The organism is Falsiroseomonas stagni DSM 19981, assembly GCF_900114315.1.
Lineage (GTDB): Bacteria > Pseudomonadota > Alphaproteobacteria > Acetobacterales > Acetobacteraceae > Falsiroseomonas > Falsiroseomonas stagni.
The window spans coordinates 232,725-256,630 of the sequence record NZ_FOSQ01000001.1; the positions used below are offsets into that span (position 1 = coordinate 232,725).

At 68.8% G+C, this 23,906-nt stretch carries 21 protein-coding genes, 1 tRNA gene and 2 pseudogenes; 13 read left to right on the forward strand and 11 right to left on the reverse strand.

Annotated features, from left to right (window positions below; genetic code table 11):
* The first annotated feature begins 15 nt into the window (after nt 1-15).
* The 3 genes from dut to BM041_RS01125 all read left to right on the forward strand — a co-directional run bounded on the left by dut (nt 16) and on the right by BM041_RS01125 (nt 2,480).
* Entirely contained in the window at nt 16-477 is a 462-nt protein-coding gene (gene dut / locus BM041_RS01115) for a dUTP diphosphatase (RefSeq protein ID WP_092954223.1), read from the forward strand.
* A 124-nt stretch (nt 478-601) separates the two neighbouring features.
* Nucleotides 602-1,588: a Bug family tripartite tricarboxylate transporter substrate binding protein gene (locus BM041_RS01120; RefSeq protein ID WP_092954226.1), complete on the forward strand. Its 987-nt coding sequence runs from the start codon at nt 602-604 to the stop codon at nt 1,586-1,588.
* Nucleotides 1,589-1,598: 10 nt separating this feature from the next.
* Nucleotides 1,599-2,480 (forward strand): amidohydrolase family protein, encoded by an 882-nt coding sequence (locus tag BM041_RS01125; protein ID WP_092954229.1) that lies wholly within the window; start codon nt 1,599-1,601, stop codon nt 2,478-2,480.
* Between the two features lie 36 nt (nt 2,481-2,516).
* Here the strand turns inward: BM041_RS01125 and BM041_RS01130 are convergent, their stop codons facing one another.
* Nucleotides 2,517-2,954, reverse strand: coding sequence for a DoxX family protein (locus tag BM041_RS01130; RefSeq protein WP_092954231.1), 438 nt, complete (start codon nt 2,952-2,954; stop codon nt 2,517-2,519).
* A gap of 132 nt (nt 2,955-3,086) precedes the next feature.
* On the opposite strand from BM041_RS01130, the gene BM041_RS01135 reads away from it, so the two are divergent.
* The 3 genes from BM041_RS01135 (at nt 3,087) to BM041_RS01145 (ending at nt 6,324) form a co-directional block, all read left to right on the forward strand.
* A complete protein-coding gene (locus tag BM041_RS01135; RefSeq protein WP_092954234.1) occupies nt 3,087-4,019 on the forward strand; it encodes a LysR family transcriptional regulator in 933 nt (310 codons plus the stop codon).
* An 87-nt stretch (nt 4,020-4,106) separates the two neighbouring features.
* Nucleotides 4,107-5,687, forward strand: a complete 1,581-nt coding sequence (locus BM041_RS01140; RefSeq protein WP_092954237.1) for a GMC family oxidoreductase — start codon at nt 4,107-4,109, stop codon at nt 5,685-5,687.
* Nucleotides 5,688-5,757: 70 nt separating this feature from the next.
* Nucleotides 5,758-6,324 carry a manganese efflux pump MntP gene (locus BM041_RS01145; protein ID WP_092954240.1) on the forward strand — a complete coding sequence of 189 codons (567 nt, stop codon included), beginning with the start codon at nt 5,758-5,760 and terminating at the stop codon, nt 6,322-6,324.
* Nucleotides 6,325-6,405: 81 nt separating this feature from the next.
* Here the strand turns inward: BM041_RS01145 and BM041_RS01150 are convergent, their stop codons facing one another.
* Nucleotides 6,406-7,389 (reverse strand): Bug family tripartite tricarboxylate transporter substrate binding protein, encoded by a 984-nt coding sequence (locus BM041_RS01150; protein ID WP_092954243.1) that lies wholly within the window; start codon nt 7,387-7,389, stop codon nt 6,406-6,408.
* Between the two features lie 122 nt (nt 7,390-7,511).
* Here BM041_RS01150 and BM041_RS01155 point away from each other — a divergent pair, with 122 nt between their 5' ends.
* Both BM041_RS01155 and BM041_RS01160 read left to right on the forward strand, forming a co-directional pair.
* A complete protein-coding gene (locus tag BM041_RS01155; protein WP_175533652.1) occupies nt 7,512-9,407 on the forward strand; it encodes a transglycosylase domain-containing protein in 1,896 nt (631 codons plus the stop codon).
* 14 nt (nt 9,408-9,421) lie between these two features.
* Nucleotides 9,422-10,009 carry a nitrogen regulation protein NR(II) gene (locus BM041_RS01160; protein ID WP_092954245.1) on the forward strand — a complete coding sequence of 196 codons (588 nt, stop codon included), beginning with the start codon at nt 9,422-9,424 and terminating at the stop codon, nt 10,007-10,009.
* Here BM041_RS01160 and BM041_RS01165 read toward each other — a convergent pair.
* The 5 genes from BM041_RS01165 to BM041_RS01185 are packed head-to-tail and all read right to left on the reverse strand — an operon-like array spanning nt 9,999 to nt 12,924.
* Complete coding sequence (locus BM041_RS01165) at nt 9,999-10,556, reverse strand: NUDIX domain-containing protein (protein WP_092954248.1); 558 nt, start codon at nt 10,554-10,556, stop codon at nt 9,999-10,001. The two genes, BM041_RS01160 and BM041_RS01165, sit on opposite strands and share 11 nt — an antisense overlap.
* 19 nt (nt 10,557-10,575) lie before the next feature.
* On the reverse strand, nt 10,576-11,451 hold the full coding sequence (locus BM041_RS01170; protein ID WP_092954251.1) for a DMT family transporter: 876 nt from the start codon (nt 11,449-11,451) through the stop codon (nt 10,576-10,578).
* 3 nt (nt 11,452-11,454) lie between these two features.
* Entirely contained in the window at nt 11,455-12,309 is an 855-nt protein-coding gene (gene folD / locus BM041_RS01175) for a bifunctional methylenetetrahydrofolate dehydrogenase/methenyltetrahydrofolate cyclohydrolase FolD (protein ID WP_092954254.1), read from the reverse strand.
* Nucleotides 12,306-12,608 carry a DUF167 domain-containing protein gene (locus BM041_RS01180; protein ID WP_092954257.1) on the reverse strand — a complete coding sequence of 101 codons (303 nt, stop codon included), beginning with the start codon at nt 12,606-12,608 and terminating at the stop codon, nt 12,306-12,308. The genes folD and BM041_RS01180 overlap by 4 nt, the downstream gene beginning before the upstream one ends.
* A 1-nt stretch (nt 12,609) precedes the next feature.
* Nucleotides 12,610-12,924, reverse strand: coding sequence for a YggT family protein (locus BM041_RS01185; protein ID WP_342713765.1), 315 nt, complete (start codon nt 12,922-12,924; stop codon nt 12,610-12,612).
* A gap of 113 nt (nt 12,925-13,037) precedes the next feature.
* Here BM041_RS01185 and BM041_RS01190 point away from each other — a divergent pair.
* From BM041_RS01190 to BM041_RS01205, 5 genes and pseudogenes are all read left to right on the forward strand, one after another.
* Nucleotides 13,038-13,113 (forward strand) — tRNA-Ala (locus tag BM041_RS01190).
* A gap of 66 nt (nt 13,114-13,179) precedes the next feature.
* The gene (locus BM041_RS01195; RefSeq protein WP_139225924.1) at nt 13,180-14,943 is read left to right on the forward strand and encodes a DUF6538 domain-containing protein; all 1,764 of its coding nucleotides are present in this window, start codon (nt 13,180-13,182) and stop codon (nt 14,941-14,943) included.
* A gap of 239 nt (nt 14,944-15,182) precedes the next feature.
* Nucleotides 15,183-15,521, forward strand: coding sequence for a hypothetical protein (locus tag BM041_RS29710; protein WP_139225925.1), 339 nt, complete (start codon nt 15,183-15,185; stop codon nt 15,519-15,521).
* Entirely contained in the window at nt 15,518-15,901 is a 384-nt protein-coding gene (locus BM041_RS01200) for a hypothetical protein (protein WP_092954263.1), read from the forward strand. Before BM041_RS29710 ends, BM041_RS01200 begins: the two co-directional genes overlap by 4 nt.
* A gap of 387 nt (nt 15,902-16,288) precedes the next feature.
* Nucleotides 16,289-17,232 (forward strand): annotated as a pseudogene (locus tag BM041_RS01205) (IS630 family transposase).
* 724 nt (nt 17,233-17,956) lie between these two features.
* On the opposite strand, the pseudogene BM041_RS01210 reads toward BM041_RS01205, so the two are convergent.
* From BM041_RS01210 to BM041_RS01225, 4 genes and pseudogenes are all read right to left on the reverse strand, one after another.
* Nucleotides 17,957-18,586 (reverse strand): annotated as a pseudogene (locus tag BM041_RS01210) (IS66 family transposase); the annotation flags it as partial.
* 18 nt (nt 18,587-18,604) lie between these two features.
* Entirely contained in the window at nt 18,605-21,418 is a 2,814-nt protein-coding gene (locus BM041_RS01215; protein ID WP_092954269.1) for a DEAD/DEAH box helicase, read from the reverse strand.
* A gap of 3 nt (nt 21,419-21,421) precedes the next feature.
* A complete protein-coding gene (locus BM041_RS01220; protein WP_175533653.1) occupies nt 21,422-22,684 on the reverse strand; it encodes an EH signature domain-containing protein in 1,263 nt (420 codons plus the stop codon).
* A gap of 188 nt (nt 22,685-22,872) precedes the next feature.
* Nucleotides 22,873-23,856 (reverse strand): OmpA/MotB family protein, encoded by a 984-nt coding sequence (locus tag BM041_RS01225; protein WP_217648576.1) that lies wholly within the window; start codon nt 23,854-23,856, stop codon nt 22,873-22,875.
* Nucleotides 23,857-23,906 lie beyond the last annotated feature (50 nt).

The following is a 23,906-nucleotide window of genomic DNA, read 5'->3' on the forward strand; positions in this document are numbered from 1 at the left end:
CGGGAAGCCTGACGGATGGATGTGGAACTGAAGGTGCTGGATGCACGGCTCGCCCAATGGGGCCTGCCGCGCTACCAGAGCGAGATGGCCGCGGCGGTGGACCTCATGGCCTGCCTCGATGCGCCGCTGACCATCATGCCGGGCGCGGCGCCCGTGCTCGTCTCCTCCGGCATCGCGGTGCACATGGCGGATGCGGGGATGGCGGCGCTGGTGCTGCCACGATCCGGCATGGGGCACAAGCGCGGCCTGGTGCTGGGCAACCTCGTCGGCCTGATCGACCCCGACTACATGGGCCCCATCATGGTCAGCTGCTGGAACCGCAACGGCCCGGGCAGCGAGCCGATCGTGCTGGAACCCGGCGAGCGTTTCGCGCAGATGGTCTTCGTGCCCGTGCTGCGGCCCAGCTTCCAGGTCGTGGAAGAATTTTCGTCTGTCTCCGCGCGCGGCGCCGGCGGCTTCGGCTCCACTGGTTTGTAGGGGCTCCGCCCCGTAAGGCGTTCAGGGGCTCCGCCCCCGGCGGCTTGTAGCGCCCCCGCCCCGGGCGCAGGCTGCCCCCCTGAAGCGACCGCCCGGCAAGGGTGGCGCGCCACGGAGGAATGCCATGCTGAACCCCAGGCGCCGGGGGCTGCTCGCCCTCGGCCTTGCCGCGCCCGGGCTTGCGCTCGGGCTCGGCGCCCGCGCGCAATCCACCTATCCCAACCGGCCCATCCGCCTGGTCGTCCCCTTTCCGCCGGGCGGCACGGTGGACGTGACCGCGCGCACCATCGCGCAGAAGCTGGCGGAACAACTCGGCAATGCCAGCATCATCATCGACAGCGTCCCTGGCGCCGGCGGCAATGTCGGCACGCAGCGCGTGGCGCGCGCGACGCCGGATGGCTACACGCTGCTGTTCAACGCGCCCAACCACACCATCAATCCGAGCCTGAGCCCCAACAGCGGGTTCGAGCCGGAGCGCGACTTCATCCCCATCTCCCTCGTCGCGCAGATCCCGGAGATCCTGATCGCGCCGCGCAGCGCGCCCTTTACCAATTTCGCTGAATTCGTGGCCCATGCGCGGGCGAACCCCGGCGCGCTCAGCTATTCCTCCGCCGGCATCGGGTCCCATCCGCATGTCACGATGGAATTGATGAACCGGCGCCTGGGGATCGAGGTGCTGCACGTCCCCTATCGCGGCGCCGCGCCGGCGCTGACGGATCTGGTGGCGGGGCGCGTGGCGCTGAAGCTCGACAGCCTCGCGACCTCCGCCGCGCATATCGCGGCCGGCACCATCAGGGTGCTTGCCATCGCCAGCGCGCAGCGCTCGCCTTTGCTGCCGGATGTGCCGACGGTGGCGGAGATGGGTCTGCCGGGCTTCGAGGGCATCCTCTGGATGGGCATCCTGGCACCCACCGGCACGCCGGCCGAGGCGATCGAGACGCTGTCCCGTGCCGCCAGGGCGACGGTGCGCGCGCCGGATGTGGTGGAGCGCCTGACCGCGCAGGGCGTGGAGCCCGTGGGCAATACGCCCGACGAATTCCGGGCCCTCATCGCGCGGGAGATCCCGCTATGGCGCGAGGTCATCCGCGCCGCCAACATCCGTGCCGAATAAGGGCCGCCTCATGTCCCCGCCCCTCACGCCACCGCCCGATCCCAACCCGCGCAAGCCGCGCCTGGTCTGCCCGCCGGGCTCCGTCGATTGCCAGGTGCATCTGTTCGGCCCCGCCGCCGATTATCCCTTCGATCCCGGCAGCCGCTACATCTCGGAGGATGCACTGCCGGAGACGAGTATCGCGCTGCAGGACGCGCTCGGCCTGTCGCACGCCATCATCGTCAGCGGTGGTGGCTACGGCATGGATACGAAGCATCTCGAGGACACGCTGCGGCGCTTCCCCGATCGCTTCCGCGGCGTGGCGCTGCTGCCGCCGGAAACGACGCAGGCGGAGATGGCGCGGCTGCATGGCCTCGGCGTGCGGGGGCTTCGCTTCGTCAGCCCGGCGCATGGCGCGCATCTGCCGCATCTGTCGGAACGCGCGGCGGCGATGGCGGCGGAACTGGGCTGGGTGGTGCAGTTCTATCCCGCGCAGGGTGATCTCGGCGACTTCGCGGATCGGCTGATGGCGCTGCGCGGGCCGGTGGTGCTGGATCATTTCGGCGCGGTGCCGGCGGCGGGCGGCGTGGACCAGCCGGCCTTCCGCACCATGCTGCGCATGCTGGATAGTGGCCGCGTCTGGGTGCGGCTGTCCGGCCCCATGCGCTGCACGAAGGAGGACTTCCCCTATCCCTCCGTCACGCCACTCGCCAAGGCGCTGGTGGCGCATGCGCCGGAGCGTCTTATCTGGGGGTCGGACTGGCCGCATGTGAACATGCGCGGCAGGCTGATGCCGAATGATGGCGACCTGCTGGACCAGATGCTGGACTGGGCGCCGGAGGAGGCGGTGCGCAACCGCATCCTGTCGGACAACGCCCGGGCCCTGTATGACATCAAGGCCCCCGGGGCGTGATCCCCGGGAGCCATGATGGTCACGATGCCGGTCGGTTCAGGCGCGCGCTTCGACCGCGCCGCGGCCCAGCAGCTTTTTGATGTCGAGCGCGAAGGCCCCCGCGCCGAGCCCTGCCTGCACCAGCAGCAGCACCGTCCACATCGCCGGGAATTCCCAGCCGCCGCCCGGCGCATTGAACAGCCAGCCCTTGCCCACATGCTGGATGGTGGCGCCGATCATGATCGGCAGCGCGGCCAGGCTGACCAGGCGCGTCCAGACGCCGGCGATCAGCGCGATGCCCGCCGCGGTTTCTGCGATGGCGACGACCGCGCCCAGGATCGGCGGATAGCCGATGGAGCCGAAGTAACCCATCGTGCCGGCCAGGCCGAAGGTCATGATCTTCAGCAGCAGGCCATGGGCCAGGAAGGCCACGCCCAGAGTCACGCGCAGCAGCGCGGCGGCATAGGGAGTGGTGGTGCGGGTGTCGGTGAACATCGTCGTGGTTCCGTCTTGTGCGGGGCGCGGTGGGCGCCCCTGATGGCCAGCGGTATCGCCCGCGAGCGGCTTTCCCTTCCAACAGCGGTACGGAACACCCATCATCACCACCGCGAATGATGGGGTGATGAGTTGGCGGACCTCCAGAACCTCGACCTGAACCTGCTGCGCGTCTTCGATGCGGTGGCGCGGGAGAGGCATGTGACCCGCGCGGCGGAGAAGCTGAATCTCTCCCAGCCCGCCGTTTCCAACGCCCTGTCGCGCCTGCGCACCGCGCTGAAGGATGAATTGTTCCTGCGCCGCCCCGGCGGCGTGGAGCCCACGGCGCTGGCGCTCTCGCTGGAGGGCCCGGTGGCGCAGGTGCTGGACACGCTGCGCACCACGCTGGCGGACCATGCGCCCTTCGACCCCGCGACCACGGATCGCGTCTTCACCCTGGCGCTCAGCGAATATGCCGAAAGCGTGTTGGTGCCGCCGCTGCTGGAGTTGATGGCCAAGGACGCGCCCCGCGCGCTGGTCGCGGTACGGCATGCCGATCGCACCAATGCGATGGAAATCCTGGATGCCGGGACAGCGGAGCTCGCGATCGCCGTGCTGCCGGAACCGCCGGCGCTCTACACCCGTGTGCGCCTGCTGCCGGAGGGATTTCTCACCCTGGTGCGGCCCGGCCATCCGCTGGCGGAAGGGCCGATGACGCTGGAGCGTTTCACCGCCTTCCCGCATCTGCTGCATTCCGCCAACGGGTCGCGCGATGGGGCGCTGGATGGGCCGCTGACGGAGGCCGGCTATCCGCGCCGGCTGGGTGCCGTGGTCGCGCATCTCGGTGCGGTGCCGGAGATCCTGATGCGGACGGACATGGTGATGTCGCTGTCCGGCCGCCTCGCGCAGCGGCTGGCGGAGACCTATGGCCTGGTGTTGCGGCCCTGCCCGGTCGAGTTGAACCATACGCGGCTGAGCCTGGTCTTCCATCGCCGCTTCGAGGCTGATCCCGGCCATGCCTGGCTGCGCCGCCTGCTGCTGAGCGTGGCGCGGGAGGTCGGCCCCGTGCCCGGCGTCGGCGCGTGAGGGTTGTTCCACTGCCGACGGTCCAGGGGCGTCACGCCCCTGGCGGATGGGGCATGGGGAAGGCAGCGCCTTCCCCATATCACCGCGATGTTTGATGTCGTCGTGGTCGGTGCCGGCAGCGCCGGCTGCCTCCTCGCCGACAGGCTCTCCGCCGGCGGCGCGACGGTCGCGGTGATCGAGGCCGGGGGGCGGGACCGTCACCCCTGGCTGCACATCCCCGCCGGCTATGCCCGCATCCTGACCCATCCTACCCTGACCTGGGGCTTCAGCACCGCGCCCGATGCGGCGACGGGCAACCGGGCGCTGGATTATCCGCGCGGGCGGGTGCTGGGGGGCTCGTCCAGCATCAACGGGCTCGGTCATGTCTGGGGCGATCCCAGCGACTATGACCTCTGGGCGCAGAAGGGTTGCGCGGGCTGGTCCTGGGCGGACCTCGCGCCGCATTTCGCCGCCTATGAACGGGCGGAGGAGCAGGGCCCCCATCGCGGCCGGGACGGCCAGCTATCCGTCGAGCATCTGGCGGAGATGCCGCCTTTGGTCGCGAAGCTGCGCGATGCCGCCGCCGCCATCGGCCTGCCCACGCCGCGCGACATGAACGGCCCGGTGCGGGAGGGATTTTCCACGTTCCAGCAGACCCGGCGCGGGCGGCGGCGGCATTCCGCGGCCAGTGCCTTCCTGCGGCCTGCGCTGGCGCGCGGCGTGGCGCTGTTCGACAACGCGCTCGCCCTGCGGATCGTGATCCAGGACGGCCGCGCCACGGGCGTCGCCATCCGGCGCGGCGGCGTGGAGACCATCGTCGCGGCGCGGCGGGAGGTGATCCTGAGCGCGGGCGCCATCGGCTCGCCGCACCTGCTGATGCTCTCCGGCCTCGGCCCCGCCGACCATCTGCGGGATCACGGGGTCGAGATCGTCAGGGACATCCCCGGCATCGGCCAAAACCTGCAGGATCACTACATCGCCCGCATGACCTGGCGGCTGACGGACCATCGCTGGTCCGCCAATCGCCGCATCGCCTGGCCGCGGCTGGCGCTGGAACTCGCGCGCTGGGCGTTGCGCGGCGACGGGGTGCTGACGTGGTCGCCCGGCATGGTCGGTGTCTTCGCCAGGACCCTGCCGGGGCTGGAGGCGCCGGACATCCAGCTCAATGGCGGCCCCGTCTCCTGGGCCGAGGGGCGGATCGGCGTGCCGGACCCGGAGCCGGGGCTGACGCTCGGTGCCTGGCAGTGCCGGCCGCTGTCGCGCGGCAGCGTGACGCTGGCCTCGCCCGATCCGGCGCGGGCGCCCGTCATCGCGCCGCGCTTCCTGACGGCGCCGGAGGACCGCGCCGCGGTCGTGCGCGGCATCCGCCTGGCCCGGCGCTGGATGGCGGCGGAGCCGCTGCGGGGCATCGTGGCCGGGGAGCTGCGCCCCGGCGCGGCGCTGCAATCGGATGATGAACTGGCGGCCTTCGCGGCGGAGACGGGCGGGACCGTCTACCACCCCTCCTGCACCGTCCGGATGGGCGGCGAGGGGTCTGGCGCACCGCTCGACCCGCAATTGCGGCTGCGCGGCGTGGCCGGGTTGCGGGTGGTGGATGCCTCCGTCTTTCCGGACATTCCCGTCTGCAACATCAACGCGACGGTGCTGGCGGTGGCGCAGAAGGCCTCGGGGATGATCCTGGCGGGCTAGACATCGACACTTGAATAGCTGTGCATGTGTCGCTAGTTGCCGCCCCTCAATGCGAGGGGAGTGCCCGACCATGTCGCCGATGACCACCCTCGCCCTGGCCATCAGCATGTCCGTCGATGCCTTCGCCGCCGCCATCGGCAAGGGTGCGGCGCTGGATCGCCCCCGATTCGGGGAAGCGCTGCGGACCGGCCTGGTCTTCGGGGCGGTGGAGGCCGTGACGCCGGTGATCGGCTGGGCGCTCGGCATGGCGGCCAGCGCGCATGTGGCCGCGGTGGATCATTGGCTGGCCTTTGTCATCCTGGGCCTGGTCGGTGGCCGGATGCTCTGGGGCGCGGCGCAGCCGGCCGAGGGCCCGGTGGAGCGGCCGCGCCGGCACGGCACGGCGCTGCTGCTGGCCACCGCCATCGGCACCAGCCTGGACGCCATGGCGGTCGGCGTGACGCTCGCCTTCCTCGACGTGGACATCACCGTGGCGGCGGCGGCGATCGGCCTGGCGACGGCGGTGATGGCGACGGTCGGCATGCTGGTCGGCCGCTGGCTCGGCGGCCGCTTCGGCCGGGTGGCGGAGGCGCTGGGCGGCGTGGCGCTGGTGCTGCTCGGCGTGAAGATCCTGCTGGAACACACGATCCTCGCGTAGCGGCGCGATGGCTTGAGCCGGCACCGCCGGAAAGCCTGGATCGCCCGCTTCCTGCCCCCTCGCCTCACCGCCCCGCCGGGATCAGCCTTCCTCGAAGCGCAGGCCGCGGGCGCGGATCAGGGCGCCCCACTTCTCGGTCTCGGATCGCTTATGCGCCTCCGCCCCCGCCATGTCCGTGCCCTGGAGCAGGAAGCCCACCTCCGCTGCGCGGGCGCGGACATCGGGCTGCGCCAGGCCATGCGCGGCGGCGGCGGCCAGGCGGCGCGCCACCGGGTCCGGCGTTGCGGCGGGCACCCACCACATCACCCAGCTATTCGCCTCGAAGCCCGGGGCCACGGTTTCCGCCATGGTCGGCACGTCCGGCAGTGCCGGCACGCGCGCGGGCGTGCAGACCGCCAGCGCCTGGAGCCCGCCCTGGCGGATCTGGCCGAGGGCGGCCGGCATGTCCGCGAACATGAAGTCCACGACTCCGGCGCGGAGGTCCGTCAGCGCCGGCGCGGTGCCGCGGTAGCTGACCAGCGTGAAGTCGCCCCCGCTGGCGCCGCGATACAGCTCCGCCGCCAGCTGGTGCGGCGTGCCGGAACCGCCGGTGGCGCCGGACAGCCGGCCGGGATTGGCCTTCAGGTGGCGGTCGAATTCGCGCACATCCGCCCAGCGCCCGCTGCGCACCACCAGGATGAAGGGCGTCGTCGCCAGCCAGGTCAGGGCCTTGAACTCGCCCAGATCATAGCCGGGGTCGCGCATCATGAAGGGCGCGATGACGGAGGAGATGGGCGCCAGCAGCACCGTCGTGCCATCCGCCGCGGCGCGCGCCACGCTGCGCGTGCCGACGGCCGCGCCCGCGCCGGGGCGGTTCTCCACGATCATGGGCTGGCCGAGGAAGCCCTGCATATGGGGCGCCATGACGCGGGCCAGGATGTCCGGGCTGCCGCCCGGGGCGAAGGGGTTGATCAGCCGCACCGGGCCGGGCGGCGTCCATTCCTGCGCCAGAGCGGGGGTGGCGAGGCCGGCCAGGCTGCCGGCCGCGGCAAGGCGCAGCGCCGCGCGCCGCGAAAGATCGGTCATGGAGGAGGTCCCTGTTCGATGAGGCGGGCAGCCTTCTGCGGGCTGCCATCACGATCGCAAATGGACGTTCCGTCATTGAAAGGCAAGGAATGCCTGCGCCGCTGGGGTGCCGGGGGGCGGCCATGCTACAGCGGACGCGGATGGCCCGAATCGCCCGCAAGCCGGAACCGCCTGCCAGCCCTCGGGCCACCGCCCGGCGCCCCGCCCCGCCGGCGCCGCCGAAGCGCCCCCGCCGTGCCTGGCGGTGGCTGCGCTGGCTGGTGCTGCTGACCATCTGGGGCGGCGTCGCCCTGGCCGGGCTGCTGGTCTTCCTGACCTGGGACCTGCCGCGCACGGACCTGGCGCTGACCACGACGCGCCGCGCAGGCGTGACGCTGGAAGCCACCGATGGCCGGATCATCGCCACCTCCGGCGACGTGGTGGGGGACATCGTTCGGCTGCGGGACCTGCCCGCGCATCTGCCCGCCGCGGTGATCGCCATCGAGGACCGCCGCTTCCGGGACCATTTCGGTATCGACCCCATCGGCATCGCCCGCGCCGCCTATGTGAACTTCACCACCGGCCGCGTCGCCCAGGGCGGATCGACGCTGACGCAACAACTCGCGAAGAACCTGTTCCTGACGCCGGAACGGAGCTTCCGGCGCAAGGCGCAGGAAGCCGTCATGGCGCTGTGGCTGGAATGGAAGTTCAGCAAGGACGAGCTTCTCGAGATCTATCTCAACCGCGTCTATCTCGGCGCCGGCGCCTATGGGGTGGATGCGGCGGCGCGGCTCTATTTCGGCGTGCCGGCGTCGCGGCTGAACCTCTGGCAATCCGCCATCCTGGCCGGTCTGCCCAAGGCGCCATCGCGCCTCAATCCCCGTTCGGCGCCCGAAGCCGCGGCGGGCCGGGCGGCGGAGGTGCTGGACGCCATGGCCGATACCGGCGTGATCACCGCCCGCCAGGCGACGCAGGCGGCGGAGGCGATCCGCATCCCGCCGCGCCCGTCCCGCGATTCCGGCTGGTTCGCGGATTGGGTGATGGATGACCTCGGCAGCCGCTTCCCCGGCAATGCTGATCTGGTCCTGCGCACAACGCTCGATTTGCGGATGCAGGCGGTGGTGGAGGCGCGGCTGGAGGCGCTGCTGGCGGGGCCAGGGCAGCGCGCCCGGGTGGGGCAGGGGGCGGTGGTGGCGATGGAGGCCGCGACCGGCAACATCCGCGCCATGGCCGGCGGGCGTGACTATCGCAGCACCCAGTTCAACCGGGCGACCCAGGCGCGCCGCCAGCCTGGCTCCGCCTTCAAGCCCTTCGTGTTCCTGACGGCGCTGGAGGCCGGCGCTTCGGCCCAGGACCCGGTGGCCGATGGCCCGCTGACGCTGGGCGGCTGGTCCCCCGGCAATGGCGCCTGGCGCCCCCGCGGCGAGATCACGCTGGAGGAGGCGCTGGCCCATTCCGTCAACACCGCCGCCGTCCGGGTGCTGCAACGCGGCGGCGGCGCGCGGGCGGCGATCGAGACAGCACGCCGCTTCGGCCTGCCCGGCCCCTTCCAGCGGGACGCCACCATCGCGCTCGGCACCGGGGAGGTGACGCTGCTGGACCTGACCGCCGCCTATGCCCCCTTCGCCAATGGCGGGCTGCTGCCGGACCCGCGGGGCCTCGCCAGCGCCCGCGCCGATGGCCGGGCCGTGCCGGTGGCGCCCCCGGCCTCCCACCGCGTCACCACGCCGGAAGCCGCGCAGGCGATGCGACGGATGCTGGAAGCGGTGGTGGCGCGCGGCACCGGCCGCACCGCCCAGCCGCCGGGCGGCCGCGCGGTGGCGGGCAAGACGGGCACGACCCAGGATTTCCGGGATGCCTGGTTCGTCGGTCTCGCGCCCGGTTCGGGCGCGGGACTCGTCATCGGCATCTGGCTCGGCAACGATGACGGGTCCCCGATGGTTGATGTGGCTGGCGGCACACTGCCCGCCCGGTTGTTCCGGGACATCCTGGAGGGACTCGCCCAATCGGAGCCGCCGAACCCGCCCGGTGGCGGATGAAGGAGTGACCGGCCTTGCCTGACGACCTGACCACGCAGCGCCATGACCGGCTGCGCCGCATCGCGCCCGCCGTGCAGCATGACATCAACAACGCGATGATGGTGCTGGCCTCCAACCTGGAACTGCTTGGCCGCAGCGTCGCGGATGGCGCGCCGCGCCGGCAGTTGGACCGCTGCATCGAGGCATCGAAGCGGCTGGACGCGACGATGCGCGGCTTCCTCGATGCCGCGCGGCGCCCGGTGGAGGAGCCCACCCGCGCCTCCCTGGCCCAGGCGCTGCGGCAGGTGCTGCCGCTGCTGGCCGTGGCGGCCGGCGCGCGGCACGGGGTGGATGTGGCGGTGGCCGATGGCCTGCCGGAGGTCGCGCTGGACCGCGCCCGGCTGGACCTGGCCCTGCTGGCCCTGGTGCAGGATGCGGTGCCGCTGCTGGCGCAGGGCGCGCGGATCGCCCTGGCGGCGGAGAAGCGGGATGGCGCGGTGGCGCTGGTGGTGACGCTGCCCGACGGCATCGCCCCGTCCGAACGCGCCATGGACCTGCTGGAGGCCGCCACGGGCGGCACGCTGGAAGCCGGGCCGGTGCTGGCCTGGCCGGTCAAGGCTTGACCAACCCCTTCACCAGCAGCAGCCCCCAGGCGGCGACGGTGATCGCGTCCCGGATCTCGCCATCGCGGAGCATGCGCTCGAATTCGGCGCGCGGGATGCGGCGGCTGATGAGGTCCTGCTCCTCCGTCTCCGGCGTGGCCTCGCCCCGCGCCAGGCCGGTGGCCAGCACAATATGCGCGCCCTGGTTCATCGTGCCGGGTGCTTCGTACATCCGGCCGACCTGGACGAGGCTGGCGGCGACCAGGCCGGTCTCCTCCCGCAATTCATGCGCCGCCACCACCAGCGGGTCCGTGCCGCGCGGCCCCCACATGCCCATGGGGAATTCCCAGAGCCTTTCGCCCACGGGGTAGCGGTACTGCTGCACCAGCTCCACCGCGCCGTCGTCATGGATCGGCACCACCAGGGTGAAGTCGTCCTTCTCCACCACGCCATAGAGGCCGGGGGAGCCGTCTCGGCGGCGGATCGCATCCTCCCGCACCCGCATCCAGCGATTCTCGTAGGCGATGCGGGTGGAGGTCGCGACGATGTCGGGGGTCTGGTCGGTCATGCCATTCGGTCCTTCCGCATCAGCCACGCGACCGCGCATGCAACAGCAGGGCCAGTCCGGATAGCGTCAGTACGCCGCCGACGATGTCGCTCAAGAACAGCCTCTCCCCCAGCAGGGCCCAGCCGAACACTGCGGCGACCGGCGGCGCCAGCAATTGCAGGGCGGAGGCGGTGGAGGTCGGCACCCGCTTCAGCATGATGAAATACAGCGCATAGGCCCCAATGCCGACGACCAGCATGGACCAGAGCAGCGCCGCCAGGGTGCCGGCCCGCGGCATCCCCGGCGGCCCGACTTCCAGCATGACGGCGAGGCTGAGGCAGAGCAGGGCGGAGACGGTGGTCTGGCCGAGGCTTGCCGACCACATATCCACCCGCCCCTTGGCGGGGGCGAAGATCAGCAGCCCCACGGCCTGCCCGGCCGCGGCGGCGATGGCCAGGGCGATGCCCGCGGCCTCCGCCCCATCCAGCCCATCCAGCGCCCGCAGCAGCCCCAGCAACGCCACGCCCGCCCAGCCGAGGGCCAAGCCGATCCAGGCCAGGCGGGGCAGGGGACGGCGCAAGAACAGGCTCTCCCCGGCCGCGACCAGCAGGGGCGTTGTGGCGCAGATCAGAGCCACCAACCCGGTCGGGATGCGCGCCATGGCCAGCCAGGCGCAGGCGAGGTAGCCGCCCATGCCGAACAGGCCGAGCGCCGCGATCCGCCCCGCATCGGCGGCCGAGGGTATCCGCCCGCGCATCGCCACCGCGATGGCCAGCAGGATCGGCGCCGTGAGCGCGAAGCGGATGCCGAGCGCCCAGAGCGGCGGCCATTCCCGCACCACCACCCCGGCGACCGTGAAGGCCGAGGCCCATATCGCGACGAAGCTGCCGCCGATCAGCCAGCCGCCCCGCCCCACGGGCTATCCCCCCCTTGGCGCCCTTCTGGCGATCGCCGCGTCCAGCGTGTTCTCCAGCAGGCAGGCGATCGTCATCGGGCCGACCCCGCCGGGCACGGGGCTGATGGCCTCGGCCCGCGCGGCGGCTTCGGCATAGGCGACGTCGCCCACCAGCCGGCCATCCGCCAGGCGGTTGATGCCGACATCGATGACGGTGGCGCCTTCCGCGATCCAGTCGCCGCGCACCATCTCCGCCCGCCCGACCGCGGCCACCAGGATTTCCGCCCGCCGGCATTCCGCCGGCAGGTCACGGGTGCGCGAATGCACGATGGTGACGGTGCAATCGGCGGCAAGAAGGAGTTGGGCCATCGGCCGGCCGACGATGTTGGACCGCCCCAGCACCACGGCCCGCGCCCCAGGCAGGACGGCGCCCGAGGCCGCCAGCAGGTGCATCACGCCCTTCGGCGTGCAGGGCACCAGCCCCGCCTGGCCGGAGGCCAGCCGCCCGGCATTGAGGGGATGGAAACCGTCCGCATCCTTCTCCGGCGCGACGGCGGAAATCACCACCTCCGCGCGGATCTGCGGCGGCAGGGGGAGCTGCACCAGGATGCCATCCACCGCCGGGTCGGCATTCAGCTGCGCGACCACCGCCAGCAGCTCTGCCTCCGTCGTCTCCGCCGGCAGGGCGATGGTGGCACTGTCGAAGCCCACCTCCTTCGCCGCCTTGTCCTTGTTGCGGACATAGACGCCCGATGCCGGGTCATCCCCCACCCGCACCACCCGCAGCCCGGGGCGGTAGCCGAGGCCGGCCACCCGGGCAGCAATGCGCTGGCGAAGTCCGGCGGCAACCGCCTTGCCGTCGATGATGCGGGCCGTCATGCGATGAGCTTTTCCAGTTTCGGGACCAGTTCCGCCGGATCGCCGGCGATGCGGAACACCTTCTGGCGCGACCCGCCCCCTTGCAGCAAGCCCACCGCGGAGGGCGCGACGCCGAGCACCCGGGCCAGGGCCTGGCCGATGGCGCGATTGGCGCGACCATCTTCCGCCACCTCCGCCACCGCCACGCGGATGGCGGCGCCGTCCGGCGAAAGCCCGCCCACCGCGGGCCGCTTCGCCCGCGGCTGCGCCTTCACCGCCAGATCCACGCCATCGACGCGGAGGCGCCATGGCGGGTTCACGTCAGAAGTAGAGGCCGCCCCGCAGCAGGTAGCCCTGGATGGCGCCCAGCGCGATCTGCGCGGCCGTGATCAGCAGCAGCACCACCAACGGGGACAGATCGATCCCGCCGAGATTCGGCAGCTTGCCCCGCACCGGTCGCAGGGCCGGTTCCGTCACCCGGTAGAGGAAATCCGCGATCGTCCAGACGATGCGGTTCCGGCCATCGAGGACGTTGAAGGCCAGCAGCGTCTGCACGATGGCCGCCAGGATCACGGCCCACCAGAAAAGGTCGAGCCCCGCCCTGAGGAGGAAGAACACGGCATCGAGCAGCATCATCGCACCCCTGGTGTTGCGGCCGGAACCTAGTGGGCCAGGGGTTACCGAACAAGGCGCAAGACCCCCGCTTGACACCTGCCCATCGCCCGACGATAAACCGCGCCCTGCGGTGCGGGGGTGTAGCTCAGTTGGTAGAGCGCGTCGTTCGCAATGACGAGGTCAGCGGTTCGATCCCGCTCACCTCCACCACCGCTGTATATTCCCCAATGGCTTAGCGCATGCCGGCGGTGACCCCTGCTACACAGGGCTCACCACATGGCATCACTGTGTCCGAGCTATATCCAGGTCCGTGATGGACGATACTACTTCCGCCTGCGCGTGCCCCAGAGCCTGGTCCAAGGCCTCGGCCGTCGTGAGCTGGTCCGCACCCTCGGCACTTCGGACGGCATCAAGGCGCGCGCAGTCGCGTCCCGCATCGCTCTCCGTCTCCCACAGATTTGGCAACTGATGAGCCGAAATCGTGCCCGGTCAGCCGAGGAGCTGAAGGCGCTGGCCGTCAGGTGGCTCGAGGAAGAAATCGCGCGCGAGTGGGCGCGTCTTGACGCTGGTGGCTTCAGCGTTGGCCTCGGGGACGGCGCGCTGTCGGTGAGCGATGCAAGGGACGAGCACCGCCGTCTTTTCGGCCGCGACGCCGAGTTGGCTCTGGAGGCCGCCCAGGAGGAATATCGGCGCCACGACTTCAGCCGCATGACGGAGGCGGCCGAGCGGCTCCTCGTCCAGGACGGCGCGGCCACGCCGCTGAAGTCGCGCGAGGTCGCCATCGTGGCGAAGGCGGTGATGGAAGCCTTTGGGCAGCTCCAGGAAAGCAAGATCGCCTGGACCGACGGCGAGGTGGATCGCCTCCCGCCCATGCTGGTCGAAGGCCGCGACAACCCCGACGTCGCGCCGACGGTTCTCCCCGCAGTCGGCGTCGATGCACCGCAGGTGGGCGCGCCAAAGTCATCCGCGCCTAGCCGCACGGTGCAGAGCGCCATCGACGACTACCTCGCTCACCGGCGGCAGGCTGGGATCAAGGAGAAGCAGGTCACCGACGCGGAAGGGGATTTGAGGATCCTGGTCGAAGCGTTCGGCGCCGCCAAACTCATCGCCGAGATCGGCACCGTCGAGTCCGGCAGGATCTGGTCGGCGTTGGTTTCGTTGCCGCCTCACCATCGACGCCGCCCTGACCTTGCGGGTCTCGACCTCTTCGAGAAGGCGCGGAAGGCGAAGGAGCTGAAGCTGGAGCCCCTGCACCCCGGTAGCATCAAGTCGTATCTCGGCTCTTTGAAGAACCTCTTCGAGCATGAGCGGATGGCCGGCCATGTGACGGTGAACCCGTTCGCGGAGAAGGCGGTGATTAAGACTGCCCGGCGGAAGAAGTTGGAGAAGGAGTTCCGCAGCCACGAAATTGAAACGCTGTTCCGCGGCACCGTCTTCGCCGGGGCCAAGAGCGCGGAGCGGCCCTATGATCCTGGGTCGTTCCTGGTGAATGACTGGCGCTTCTGGGCGCCGGTCATCGCGCTCATGACCGGCGCCCGCATCGGCGAGATCGCCCAGCTGCGCCCATGCGATGTGCATGAACGCGACGGTATCCTGGTCTTCGACTTCAACGAAGACCAGGGCAAGTCGCTGAAGACCGACAGCTCGAAGCGGCTAGTTCCAGTTCATTCGAGGCTGATCGCGATGGGCGTGGTCGAGTTGGCGAGCAAGCGTAAGGCCTTGCCGCTGCTTCTGCCCGATGTGCCAAAGCCCATCGCAGGTGATCACGGTGCGGGCCTCAGCAAGTGGATGAGCGAGCGGTATCTGGTGCGAGTCGGACTGAAGACTCGCCCCGGGCTAGGCTTTCACAGCTTCCGGCATAGCCTCAAGACACTGCTGCGTTCAGCGGGCGTCACTGACAGCGTTTCGAGCCATATCATCGGCCATAGTCCGCGCAGCGTTGATGAGCGGTATGGATCCGTCGAGCTGAAGACGGCGCAGGATGCCATCGAGAAGATCACGCTCCCGCAAGCGGTGATGGACCTGCGGCCGCGCTTCTGACGCACTGCACTCCCGGGAAATCCTACGCCCTCTCCAAGGGTGCATCAGCCCTCGTTCAGGACGTGGCGGCATCAGGGTCATACGCCGCAACGCACGATAGGACTTCGATAGTTCAGCGCTGAGTAAAGCGAAGTTCGCAAATCGGAGATAGCGATTTGGCTTGGGGCCGGTTATGCTGCACTCGCTATAGTCTCTTCATCCCCGATCGTCGGGGTCAGCGATGAAGGAACACCCCGACCATGCGGAACGACGAAGCACCACCCCACCAGGCAGAACACGATGGCATAAAGCTCGATGGCAGAGCCGGTGCCACTTTGCGCGTTCTTGCCGTGCTTCAGCCAATGGTGCGCCAAGCGCCTGCGGAGTCTGAAGCAGATCGTAGTTTGCCGGGTAACGACGCCCGTCGACACGCCATTCTCTATCGCTGCAGCGCAGGATCACACGACGCGATCCATGCCGTTGCGCGGCAGCGCGGCACGACGCCTCGCCAGTTGATTACGCAGGCTCTGCTGGCGTTCGGCGTTCCAGTCCTGGCCAGTGGCATCGACGATACAAGTGGCCGAGGGGAACCAGAATGATGCTGGCCGAACGTGCCGTGGCGGCGGCCGAGTTCGACCGGGATGCCGATCAGACGATGCCCTTCCTACTGCATCGGTCTCCGGCGCCGGCGGGCGCGTTCAATCGCGAGATCATCCGCCGTATCGCTGACGCGGGGCTGGCCGTATCAGCGGTTGCTGGTGCTGCTGGGGTTCCCGCGGCCCTTCTCGACGGCCGCGATGCCAAGCGCATCCCGCTGGGGTGGGTGGCGGCGATCGCGACGGCGACCAGGTCCGATGCGCGATCGCTGAAGCGGATCTGGGCGGAAGAACATGAGCCAGCGTTGGCGGCGCGCCTTGTGCCGCAGGAGGCGAACGGCATCTGGTTCGACGCCTTGGGGCCTGCAGGTAGGTGTCGATGAAGCCCTGGTCTGCGTCGGAAAATGCCGCGCCTCGCCATGGCTCTGAGCCAGTGTCCGACCATTCCCAATCGCCGCGGCAGCCGTTTCCAGCCGTAGGCGGTTCGGCGAGAGCACGAATAGCCAACTGATGATGCCGACCACGACGAACCAATCGTTGGGTCGTCTCCCATCGATTCACCAGCAGCAGCAGAAGAGGGGCGCATGACCAAAAGGTGCACGTCACGCGGAGACTAGGTGAGCCCCAATGAGGCCATCCAGGTCCTCCGGCGGATAACCCCAATCGCGCCGCCTGCTAGAGCGTGATCGTCATAGACGGAATCGGGTTGGGGATTCCGGCTGGGGCTGATTTCTGATTCAAGCTGCTGGCTGGGCGGAGGCCAGCAGCCCATGACGAGAGCGTTGTCGACTGATCTGCGCGACCGTGTGGTGGCGGCGCTTGCTGATGGGGCGAGTTGCCGGGCGGCAGCGAAGACCTTTTCGGTCAGCGTGGCGAGCGTTGTGCGCTGGTCGCAGTTGCACCGCGCGACCGGCAGCACGGCGCCACGTCCACCCGGCGCCCGTCGGCGCCCGGTCCTGCTGCCGGAACGTGACTGGCTGCTGGCGCGCGTCGCTGCAGCCCCCGACCTGACCTTGCGCGCCCTGCAGGCGGAGCTCGCCGAGCGTGGCATGGTTGCGAGCTACGGCGCGGTATGGGCGTTCCTCGCTGCCGAGGGGCTCACCTTCAAAAAAAAGCTTGCACGCCGCCGAGCAGCATAGGCCCGACGTCGCCGCCAAGCGCGACCGCTGGCGCCGCCACCAGAGCCGCTTTCCCGCCTCGCGCCTCGTCTTCGTGGACGAGACCTGGGCCAAGACCAACATGACCCGAACCCATGGCCGCGCCCCCCCTTGGCCAGCGCCTGGTGGCCCGCGTTCCGCACGGCCACTGGAAGACCATGACCTTCCTTGCCGCGCTGCGGTCTGATCGGATCGAGGCGCCCTGCGTCGTCGATGGCCCTATTAACGGTGTGATCTTCCTCGCCTGGGTCCAGCAATTCCTCGTCCCTACGCTCAAGCCAGGTGACATCGTCGTGCTCGACAACCTGGGCAGCCACAAGGGCATCGCCGTCCGCCGCGCCATCTGCGCCGCAGGGGCTCACCTGCTCTTCCTGCCGCCCTACAGCCCCGACCTAAACCCGATCGAGATGATGTTCGCCAAGCTCAAGACCCTGCTCCGCAAGGCCGACGAGCGCTCAATCGCTGCCGTCTGGCATCGCATTGGCTCGTTGCTTGGCGAGTTCTCACCAACCGAGTGCGCCAATTACTTCGCCCATGCCGGATACGCTTCAGTGTAAGCCGATCACGCTCTAGACTGCGCGGGATGGCAGCTGGGGAGGGGAAGGGGATGCCCCAGGAACCGCCCCAGGGGCGGCCTGACCCGGGGGCGGTAGTCACACTGCCCCCAAGCGCCCCGACGCCCCAGGCGCCCCGTGCAAGCGCCGACATCGACCTTGAGGTGAACGCTGTCCTCTCGCACCGCTATCGCGAGAGCACGCTGCGGGCGATCGCCCGGGTGGCGAAGGACAAAGGTTTCACCCAGAAGGGGGGTGCTCAGTCAGGCCTTGGCCGCCTTCGGGGTTGGTGTCCACCCCAACGACTTCGGCGCCCGGCCGTCGCTGCGCCGGCGTAGCCGGGAAGTCTAGCGTCGGCGTCTGGCACTTACGCCGGATTGGTCCTGTTTGCGCGAAGGTCGGGCCGCAAGCCCTTGTTCCTGCGGCATGGCGATCTCGCCCTACGAACTAGATCCTTCATGAGCAGTCGCCTTTGCCGTCAGGGCTGCGAGGGCAAGGCGGCGCCCCTATAGGAGAATCTAGTATCTCTTATGAGTATGCAGGACCAATCCGGCGTGGATAACCCGGCCTGACAGGACCAATCCGGCGTAGATCGGGCGTCGCGAATAGGACCAATCCGGCGTAGCTGGGCAACCAGCCGGCGTGGACTGCTCGTGCCGACAGGACCGTAAGCGCAGCGCGAGGACCCTGGCGCGTAGGCGTGACGGTCAGGCCTTGTCGGGTCCGCCCAGCACCAGGGCATGAGCTCATCGATGCTGCTGTTGGGCCAGCCGTTGACGAGGCGGTTCAGCACGTCGGTGAAGTAGCGCTGCGGGTCGACGCCGTTCAGCTTGCAGGTCTCGACCAGCGAGGCCACAGCCGCCCATCTCGCCCCGCCATCGTCGCCCGAGGCCAACAGCGCGTTCTTGCGGCCGAGCGCCACGGACCTGGCGGCGCGCTCGACGGTGTTGTTGTCGAGCTCTATCCGGCCGTCGTCCAGGAACCGCACCAGGCCGTCGCGACGGTTCAGCGCGTAGCGGATGGCATCCGCCATCGTGCTGCACGACAGCAGCTTCGCCTGCATCACCTCGAACCAGGCGAACAGATCCCCGACGAGCGGGCGACTGCGCGAACGGCGCTCGGCGAAGCGCTGCTCGGGCAATGTGCCACGGATCTCGGCCTCGATGGCGTAGAGTGCGGCGATTTGGCGCAGCGCCTCCTCGGCGATCGGCGCCTTGGCCTTCAGCGCCAAGTCGTAGAACTGCCGCCGCGCATGGCTCGAGGAGAACGCCAGCGTGCTGCCGTCGTCACCGTCAGACCGCGTCTTGTCGGCGCCATAGCCGCCGCAACGCGGGATGCCCTGGTTGCCTTCGCCGTGATCCCATAATTGGTCCTCTCATCCCACCACCCGCTGAAACAATTCGTCCCTGTCTTGGTCTCCCCCGGCGGGTGGCTGTAGAAGTTCTCGCGAGAGTCGCCGCTTCCGGCTCAGCAGATCGTCCAACCTGACGTCAAAGCTGTCGTCCTCCGCACCCGGCAGAAGTGCCAGCAGGGTGTGGACGGTCACAGGTCGGTTCTGTCCAATGCGGTAGGCGCGATCGGTGCACTGGTCCTCCACCGCCGGGTTCCACCAGCGCGATAGATGGATGACGTGAGTCGCAGCCGTAAGCGTGAGGCCCACCCCGCCCGCACGTGGGGACAGGATCATCACGTCGAACTCGGAGCCACCGTTCTGAAATCTGTCGACGCGACGCTGGCGGTCGAGGCCCGCAACGCCCCCGTTGATTAGGAGGGGGGCGGACGGCAGGCGGTAGCGGCGCTGGATCAGTGCTGCCAGATTGGCCTGCATCGAGAGATCATCGAGAAAGATCAGCGCCTTTTCGCGATGATGAGCGACCTCATCCAGAACATCGAAGCAGGCGGACAAGCGCGCTGACCTGCCGATGTAGTCAGCGTCTGGGAGCGGAGCGTCTGGGTCCGGATGCAGAGATATGCGGCGGATAGATTGTAATGCAATCAGCTTCGCCGAAGGTGCTGATATGGTCCGGGCGCCGGCGATCGCGAGGCGATATGCATCGGCCTGCGCTTCCGGCATCCTGCGCTGGGCACGTCGCTCGCGCTTCTCCGGAAGGCCCTTCAGGTGATCGATCTTCAGCCGCCGCAACATCGGCGCTGTCAGGCGGTCACGGCCCTGCTCCAGTAGGCGACGCAACTCGGCGAGTTTCTCCGGCTCGGTCGAAGCCTCGTAGGCTTGGCTGAATGCCTTCAGGGGGCCCAGAAGCCCCGGGTGCACGGTGTCGAGAATGCACCAGAGATCGGCAAGCCGGTTCTCGACGGGCGTGCCCGTCATGGCGATGGCGAAGTCGGCGTTCATGCCCTTGGCGGCATGGGTCATCTGCACGCCCGGGTTCTTGATCTTCTGCGCCTCATCGAAGGCGATGAGTGCGAAGGGCACATCGGCGAAGGCGGCCTGGTTGTCTCGCAGCGTCTCATAAGTCGTCAGGACCCAGTCCAGGCCTTGAAGCAGGGCCGGTTCCATGCGCTTGCCAGGGCCTGCGAACTGCTTCAGCCCGGTGCCAAAGGCCCGAGCAAGCCTGCCCAGGCCGGGGGCGTGCAGATGCCGGTCATGTTCGGCCTCCCAATTCGCGAGCAGGCCCGTCGGGGCGACGATGAGCATCGGCTTGGCAGGGATCGTCCCCGCTCTCATCTCATCCCTGAGCGTGGCCATGAACGCCAGGACTTGCAGAGTCTTTCCGAGGCCCATGTCGTCGGCGAGCAGGACCCCGGGTGCGCCGCTGTTCCAGGCCGTGCACAGCCAAGTCAAGCCCTGCTCTTGATGCAGCTTTAGCGACGTCGCCAGAAGCATCGGGGGCGATGCGCTCAGCTGCGTCGGGCGGTGGCGCGCCGCTGGTGTGAACAGCGAGTCGTCATCGACGCCATCGAGAATCAAGAGGGCCTCGATCGGCTCCTTCTCCCGAGCGGCATCTCGACTTGCGGTAGGCGTGATCGCGTCCCGGAGCGCCCGGACAGCCGAGAGCGTGCTCTCAGTCGCGGGAAGTTCGACCTGCCCGTCAAGAGTGGCGATGGTCGCGCGCGGACGTTGGGCCGCGACTGCGGACTCGACTGCGCTCACTGCCGGGGCGACTTGCTCCGTTGCAATGCGGAGGGAGCGATCGCCGACCCGCAATCCCAGAGCGCTGGGCGCCCCATCCTCGGGTCCAAACCAGTTGCCGCCCGGGCGCTGCACCCAGGGGAGCACCTTGGGTTGCCAAAGGCCGAGGCCCAACACCCGATCAGAGTATCCCTTGGTCTCACGGAATAGGTTCTCAATGACCGTAGAGTTGTAGGCTTCGCCGAGTCGCGCAGCGATGAGTGGCCTGGGGTTGCGGAAAAATTCGCGCTTCCCAGTCGCGGAATGGCTCTGCACCTCCCTCACGACCTGCAGCGCTTCCTGCAATGGCTTCGAGAGCACCACGTAGGTCCCGCCACCCAGGGCATATCGGCCGCGTGCCGCAGTGAACTGATTGAACCGCCCGCGGAACTGGTCCTGCTGGGCGTCGGGCAGAGCGGCGTTGTCGCCGGGATCATCGAGGTCAGCGGGATTCCGTCTGAGGAAGGGGATCAGTTCTGGTTCATCGCCATCGGCTAGATCCAGGGTGAAGGCATCCGCATAGACGAGGCGCAGCGAGAGCAGGGCACCCGGACTCTGGACGCTGGCTGTGGTCTGCTCGGGCAGCACGTCCTTCAGCCGGAGGACGGCCCGCATGCGCGCATCGTCATCATCAGCTTCTGAGAGAGCCGTCACTGCCTCCGCTATCTCGTGCAGCGGGTCAGGGAGCCAAGCTTCACGGCCAGCGATACGCAGGATTGAGCCGACTCGCTCAACGCCATGCGCTGGCGCCCCAGTCGGTCGCTGCCAACGCATGCTAACGCTGATGTCGGGGAAGATGCCACGCTGATCCAGCCGCAGGACGAGGGGCGATGCCGGCGGGAGGCCGAGCGCCGCCGCCTCTGCTGGCGTGAGCCTCGCAGCGCCGGTATGTGAAAGGGTTAGCGGCCATGTCTCCATATCCGCGAGACCCTCCTCCGATAGCGCCCGCAGCCGCGCTAGGGCGCCGCGCAAATTGGGTGCCGCTGCCTGCATGCAGGCATCCAAGTTCGGCTGTCGGTCGGGCGCCAGGCGGATCGTGTGCTGATCGTAGGTGAGCATGAATCAGCGCATGTAATCAGAGGAGTTCAGCGTGACGCCCGTGTGGTAGCGAATCAAATTGGCTGCGATGGTCTGCCAGTTCCCTCGGGCAGATCCAGCGTGCCTGAGCCCTGATGCTACAGTTTGATCCGAATAGCTGAGTCCTCCCCCGCCGGGTCGGCTCCACGGATGGAAGCCCAGCGACGGGATGACAATTTCTGACCGATGCACCTCAGCCCTGCCCAACCGGGGGGCGGCCGAGTCATGATGATGCCAGGCCCGTAGAGACCCGTTATGGCTGATCTCAGCCATGACGAGTGGGCCAACACGCATGAGAATGACCGATTGGTCAGCAGTAAAGCCGCGTGCCATGCCGCAGGCTAATTCGGAGCCGAAGCGAGAGTGCGTTTCCCGCTGCGCGCTGCGACTTAGAAGCACCCAAGCGTCCTCGATCAATCCAGCATCGAGCACGGCCGTCCAGAAAGCTTGCCGGTATCGCCAAATTTCCGTGTCCGCTCGGTCAGCGATGACGTCGAAGAACTCTCGCAGCGTCGCGCGAGCGAGCCAACGACGAAACACGTCGATCGCTTCCGGCGCTACGCCCTGCCAACGCCGCCCGTCGCCAACACGAGGGTCGCCATAGTGCTGTTGGAGAAAGTCGTGAATGACGGTCCGCACCTCGGGCTGTGGGCTGTTGCCGGTCGCCCAAGGCAGCAGCAGCGCGTCCGCCAGGCCAGCGCGCCGCACGGGCATGGCCAGAAAGGCATCGGCCTGAAAGAACTGGAGGAGCCGCTGCACACGCCCAGCTGAAAAGGACGCAAGGCGATGTCGAAGGCCAGCAAGTGCCGCATGCAGGACGGCCGCGAAAAATCCTGTCTGTGTCCGATCAGCGAGACCCGTGCGGCGCAAAACAGCCTCGGGTCCAGCGGGGTCCGCAAGCAAGGCAGCGGCGACCTCGGCCGGGCCGCGAGCCGGATCAAATAGCCCGAAATCCGCCTGTGCTGCGACCCAGGTCGCGAGGCGCTTGTCTGCCTGGTGCTGGGACAATTGCGTCGCAATCACTAACCCTGCATCACGGATGCCTGGGCGCATAGGGTCGAAGTTCGTGAGCCAGACTTCAACCAGAGCAAGCAGGGGGCGTGCGCGGCCCGTTGTATCCAAGTGAATCTGGAATTTATGCAAGAGCGGTGGATGCAGAAGCAAGAGAGGTGGTGTCCGGAGCCAGAAGGTCCACGGCGCCCGCGACCAGTCGCCGCGCGTGATCGCCTGCCAGTCATCGTCCAGCACGGCGGCCTGAAGGCGCTGATAAGTGCGCGCCAGTAGATCGGTTGGCGGCTTCGTCGCGAGTGCAGTGCCCTGTTGCGCCCATCGCACCGCCAATTTTTGGCTACGGCTATCCGGCAGAGGGCGGCCGCGTGCTCTTGTGAGGTTGACTGCAATCCGGTCGGCGAGAGACCCCAATGCAGTTAAGGCGGTCACTGACTCGATCCACGCAATAGGCGCTCCAATCGGACGCGTAGCGCGCCGAATTCGGGCGGTGTGGGCGCAGCGAGCAGGAAGCGGATCTCGATCCGGCGGTTGGCCGCGTAATCCTCCTCACGATCCGCTTCACGGCCGGGCACCGGGCGGTCAGGCCCATAGCCGGATACGCCAAAGATCGGCATGCCGTCCCCATTCCGAAGCGCCCATAGTTCAGGCCGCGCCGACTGAATGGCGCCATAAGTGTTCAGCGCCCGCGCCGCGGACAGGCCATAATTGCCATCGCGCTCCCCTGCGCCGAAGCGGCGGCGATCCGTGTGTCCTTCAATGAACACCGAGTCGATGATCGGAGCGCCGCCGGGCTGGCAATTCGGTTGGGTGACGCCGCTGGCGGTGTAGCAGGGGATGGCGGCGGCGAAGACATCGGCGATGGCGCGCAGTCTTTCGCGCGCGGCGCCAGTAGCAGGCAGGTCTGACTGACCGGTTGCGAACAAGACGCCATCGGCCAAGCGTAGCACTCCGGAGGTGACGTCGACCGAGACGGTGATGCCGCGTTCTCGCAGCGTCCGCTCTAGCTGGCGCAGCAGTTCTTCTCGCTTCGATTGGGCCCGCGTCAAATCCTGCTCCAAGCGGAAAATCTCGGCACTCAGTTCCGTTCTGACATCAGCGCGAACAACAGCGAGCTGGCGTTCAAGTTGTTGCCGCGCCAAAGCGAGTTCCTGCATGCGAAGCAGCTGCGTCTGCTCAAGATCCCGGTATCGCTGCTCCAGCGCCTGCATGGCGGCATCACTTCGTTCGCGCTCAGCTTGGAGCTGTATCCGTTGCGCATCGATCTCAGCGATTTGACCGGCAAGGCCTCGCCGGATCTGGTCCTGCTCGACGAGCAGGGATCGCTCAGTTTCTACCGCTGTCTCTGCCGCGCGCAGCTGCATCGCGAAGGCGAGGAGGATGAGGATGAACACGAAGAGCAGGCCGACCATGAGGTCCGAGACAGACACCAAGTAGCCCTCACCGACTTCCTCGTCGGCGG

Bases quoted from the DNA above. Each gene is read 5' to 3' on its own strand.
- dut (WP_092954223.1), top strand. From the start codon at position 16: ATGGATGTGGAACTGAAGGTGCTGGATGCACGGCTCGCCCAATGGGGC.
- BM041_RS01120 (WP_092954226.1), top strand. From the start codon at position 602: ATGCTGAACCCCAGGCGCCGGGGGCTGCTCGCCCTCGGCCTTGCCGCG.
- BM041_RS01125 (WP_092954229.1), top strand. From the start codon at position 1,599: ATGTCCCCGCCCCTCACGCCACCGCCCGATCCCAACCCGCGCAAGCCG.
- BM041_RS01130 (WP_092954231.1), bottom strand. From the start codon at position 2,954: ATGTTCACCGACACCCGCACCACCACTCCCTATGCCGCCGCGCTGCTG.
- BM041_RS01140 (WP_092954237.1), top strand. From the start codon at position 4,107: ATGTTTGATGTCGTCGTGGTCGGTGCCGGCAGCGCCGGCTGCCTCCTC.
- BM041_RS01145 (WP_092954240.1), top strand. From the start codon at position 5,758: ATGTCGCCGATGACCACCCTCGCCCTGGCCATCAGCATGTCCGTCGAT.
- BM041_RS01150 (WP_092954243.1), bottom strand. From the start codon at position 7,389: ATGACCGATCTTTCGCGGCGCGCGGCGCTGCGCCTTGCCGCGGCCGGC.
- BM041_RS01155 (WP_175533652.1), top strand. From the start codon at position 7,512: ATGCTACAGCGGACGCGGATGGCCCGAATCGCCCGCAAGCCGGAACCG.
- BM041_RS01165 (WP_092954248.1), bottom strand. From the start codon at position 10,556: ATGACCGACCAGACCCCCGACATCGTCGCGACCTCCACCCGCATCGCC.
- folD (WP_092954254.1), bottom strand. From the start codon at position 12,309: ATGACGGCCCGCATCATCGACGGCAAGGCGGTTGCCGCCGGACTTCGC.
- BM041_RS01185 (WP_342713765.1), bottom strand. From the start codon at position 12,924: ATGATGCTGCTCGATGCCGTGTTCTTCCTCCTCAGGGCGGGGCTCGAC.
- BM041_RS01195 (WP_139225924.1), top strand. From the start codon at position 13,180: ATGGCATCACTGTGTCCGAGCTATATCCAGGTCCGTGATGGACGATAC.
- BM041_RS29710 (WP_139225925.1), top strand. From the start codon at position 15,183: ATGCGGAACGACGAAGCACCACCCCACCAGGCAGAACACGATGGCATA.
- BM041_RS01200 (WP_092954263.1), top strand. From the start codon at position 15,518: ATGATGCTGGCCGAACGTGCCGTGGCGGCGGCCGAGTTCGACCGGGAT.
- BM041_RS01215 (WP_092954269.1), bottom strand. From the start codon at position 21,418: ATGCTCACCTACGATCAGCACACGATCCGCCTGGCGCCCGACCGACAG.
- BM041_RS01225 (WP_217648576.1), bottom strand. From the start codon at position 23,856: ATGGTCGGCCTGCTCTTCGTGTTCATCCTCATCCTCCTCGCCTTCGCG.